The sequence below is a fragment of the Segatella copri genome (assembly GCF_019127135.1).
In the GTDB taxonomy this organism is placed as follows: domain Bacteria; phylum Bacteroidota; class Bacteroidia; order Bacteroidales; family Bacteroidaceae; genus Prevotella.
Map to the genome: position 1 here is coordinate 1 of NZ_JAHOEA010000121.1, position 2,949 is coordinate 2,949.

Annotated in this window: 3 protein-coding genes; 1 reads left to right on the forward strand and 2 read right to left on the reverse strand. The window is 42.3% G+C overall.

Annotated elements, in window-relative coordinates:
• Nucleotides 1-488: 488 nt before the first annotated feature.
• Nucleotides 489-1,442 carry a replication initiation protein gene (locus tag KSW37_RS15340; protein ID WP_217315312.1) on the forward strand — a complete coding sequence of 318 codons (954 nt, stop codon included), beginning with the start codon at nucleotides 489-491 and terminating at the stop codon, nucleotides 1,440-1,442.
• 704 nt (nucleotides 1,443-2,146) lie between these two features.
• Here the strand turns inward: KSW37_RS15340 and KSW37_RS15345 are convergent.
• Together KSW37_RS15345 and KSW37_RS15350 are read right to left on the reverse strand one after the other, a co-directional pair.
• Nucleotides 2,147-2,479, reverse strand: coding sequence for a hypothetical protein (locus tag KSW37_RS15345; protein WP_153123767.1), 333 nt, complete (start codon nucleotides 2,477-2,479; stop codon nucleotides 2,147-2,149).
• Nucleotides 2,469-2,723 carry a prevent-host-death family protein gene (locus KSW37_RS15350; protein WP_153123764.1) on the reverse strand — a complete coding sequence of 85 codons (255 nt, stop codon included), beginning with the start codon at nucleotides 2,721-2,723 and terminating at the stop codon, nucleotides 2,469-2,471. The genes KSW37_RS15345 and KSW37_RS15350 overlap by 11 nt, the downstream gene beginning before the upstream one ends.
• Nucleotides 2,724-2,949 lie beyond the last annotated feature (226 nt).

The following is a 2,949-nucleotide window of genomic DNA, read 5'->3' on the forward strand; positions in this document are numbered from 1 at the left end:
AACCGCTCGCGCCGCGAGGGCTTGTCCCTCGCCCCTAAAAATCCCAAAAACCAGACAAAAAACGAGGGCATTTTATCGGGTAGTTTTTTATCTAGTTTTTTATCTAGTTTTTCCCCCTTCTCAAAAATCTTCATAACAACCTCATTTTCAACAAGTTAAACGTGTTAAGATTTTTCAAACTATAACTTTTTGGGGATAAACTATAACTTTTTGGGGGGTAAACTATAACTTTTTGGGGATTTTTTCACTCGCTTTATAATATTTTAACTATAACGTGCAAAAAATTACGATATAATTCATTACCTTTGCACCCGAAAATAACAATAAAACGTTCAAAGATATGAAATCAGACAGATTAAACAGCGAAGTAGTGTTAAGCTGGGAGGAGTTCTCTCAGCTTCGTGCAGCTATGCGAGAGCATCTTTCAAAGACTGCTCTCGATAAAGTAGAAATATTTAATAAAATCGATAATTTCAACTTGTAAAGCCATGACAGAAGAAAAGAAAGATGTGCTTCTCCGTCAGGGAAACCCATTGACGGAATCAAGGTATAAGTTTACTCCGACCGAAAAAAATGCTTTTCTGGTTGTAATTAAGAACGTTCGCAAGAACTACATCGAGAGAGAACCACCTCGCACAGAGTTCGAGAATATGAGGGTAAAAATTTACCCTAAGGATATAACCCTCATAAGGGACGAGAAGCACACGAAAGAAGCAAAACAAGCTCTCAGAAACCTCAGAAACAAGACTATAGAATTTGAGGATGAAGAGGGCAACTGGCTGTATTGTGGTTTCATCAATCAAGCCAAGTATATTGCAAAAGAGCAAGTTTACGAGGTAGAGGTTAGCCGTGACCTCATGCCATATCTGGTCGAACTATCACGACACTACACAGAGTATTCCCTTCTCGTGGCTATATCCCTCAAAAGCATCTACTCTCAACGCTTCTATGAGCTGTGCTGCCAATACAGAAACATGGGGAAATTTGGCAAGACGATAGACCAACTTCGCACAATGCTTATGCTCGAAGACAAATATCCACTTCTCCCTTTGTTCAAGAAGAGAGTTATCGAAGTGGCACAAAAAGAGTTGAAAGAAGCCTATGAAGAGAATCAGTGTGACCTCTGGTTTGATTACGTTCAAGATGGTCGAGGAGAGAAGGCACACTTTGAGTTCTTCGTACATACCAGAGAGAATCAGAGGAAGCAGAAGGAAGCAGCAGACGAGGTTCTGAAGGAGTACCGTGGCATCCTCACGTTCCTTCGTGCCACCATTAAGAAAGACCCAAAGTATATCGAGAGAGTAAGCAAGCAGCTCGAACTCGAGATAGAGAAGGTCACCCCGATTTATCACAAGTTCCTGGAGCTTCAGAAGGATTTCTCAGGTGCTTCACTTGCCAAAATGGCTCGATGGATACTGAAAACAGACTATAATATCAAGTAATCGGGCGTTATAGTTTACCCCCCAAAAACTTATAGTTACCCACAAAAAAGTTGTAGTTTTGTCTTTCCAGAGGGTGTCGAGAGGGAGTAATCCCTTTCGCCCTCGGAGAGCCTAAGCACCTCACGGCTTGCCGCACAAAGTCAAATTTGTTTATCAAATTTTGAGGTGCACCCATTTGCCCAAAAAGGCAAAAGGGGGAATTAGGCTTCCCCCCAGTAAGCCTAATTTACACTTTACCGCAAGCGGATTGTAAAATATCATTCTCAAACAAGTCCATAACTTCCGAATTTGAGAACAAATGGAAACTTGCATAAAAATACGAAAACCTCAAAGCACTTTTCCGCCAGACATAAGAAGAGCCGAAGAAAAGATTTCTCTCCTCCTCGGCTCATGCCCATCTGTCACGTCCTGCCTCAGTGAAGAGACAAACACGAACTTAATCGCACACAACAACAATGGGCATCCGCTGAAGACGTCCAGCCTCAATGAAGAGACAAAAACTAACTTAATAGCACATAACGACAGCGGAAAAATTAACCTGTATAACTCTAACTACCCTTGAAAAACACCGGCAACAAGCCGCAATAGATGCGAAAAACATCAAAACAGCCACTTTCTAGCCACTCTAAGCCGTTTTCTCGTTTTTCGTGTGGAATTTCACCACCAAAGCCCCTAAATCGCTTCAAAACGCTCAAAAAGCATGTCTAAAGCTCTTTAATCCACTCCTTGATGACATTCAACTTCACTGTTTGAGCATCTGACTTGTCATAGATTTCCATCAGATACACCTTTCCGTCCTGCTCTGTGGTCAGCACGTTGTAGGTTATTACTCTGGCTCCTCCTGACTTTCCGCCACCCTTTGAGGTGATTGCCATTCGTATTTTGCGCACACCAGGAGTTAGCTCTGTTCCCTGGAACGGATCTTCCTCCAAGGACTTCCTGAAAGCATCCATATCTGCTTTCATAGACTTGTGTCGTTTTGCCAATGCTTTAAGGCTCTTGGCAAATGTTGGCGTAGGTATGACTTTAAAGTTCATCGAGCAGTTCATCCATTGAAAGTTCTTTAATCTTGCCTTCTCTCATCAGCTTCACTTCACGAATAGCTTGACAAATACGCTCTGTGAGGTCTGGCTTGTTGGTCACGATGTCGTTCTGGGAGATTGGGACGAGCCTAAAGCTTCCCCAATTTCTTGACTTCAAGATGATGTCCTCACCTTTGTTCGCCATGCCGAAATACTTCTTTTGGTTGGCTCTAAATTCTCTTGTACTTACTACTTCCATTGTTTCTTGTATTTGAATTTCTGCTGCAAAGATAATAAAGAAACCAATTTGGTACACATTTTTCACAAATTTTAACACACACAAAAAGCTGTTTATAAAATTATCAACCTGTCCAACCATTCCCACACCCACATTCCACCCACCCTTTCAAGCAACGGGAGCAAGAAACGCAACCGCTCGCGCCGCGAGGGCTTGTCCCTCGCCCCTAAAAATCCCAAAAACCAGA

What these genes read in the sequence shown, in the direction of transcription:
- KSW37_RS15340 (WP_217315312.1), top strand. Translation starts at nt 489, where the DNA reads ATGACAGAAGAAAAGAAAGATGTGCTTCTCCGTCAGGGAAACCCATTG.
- KSW37_RS15345 (WP_153123767.1), bottom strand. Translation starts at nt 2,479, where the DNA reads ATGAACTTTAAAGTCATACCTACGCCAACATTTGCCAAGAGCCTTAAA.
- KSW37_RS15350 (WP_153123764.1), bottom strand. Translation starts at nt 2,723, where the DNA reads ATGGAAGTAGTAAGTACAAGAGAATTTAGAGCCAACCAAAAGAAGTAT.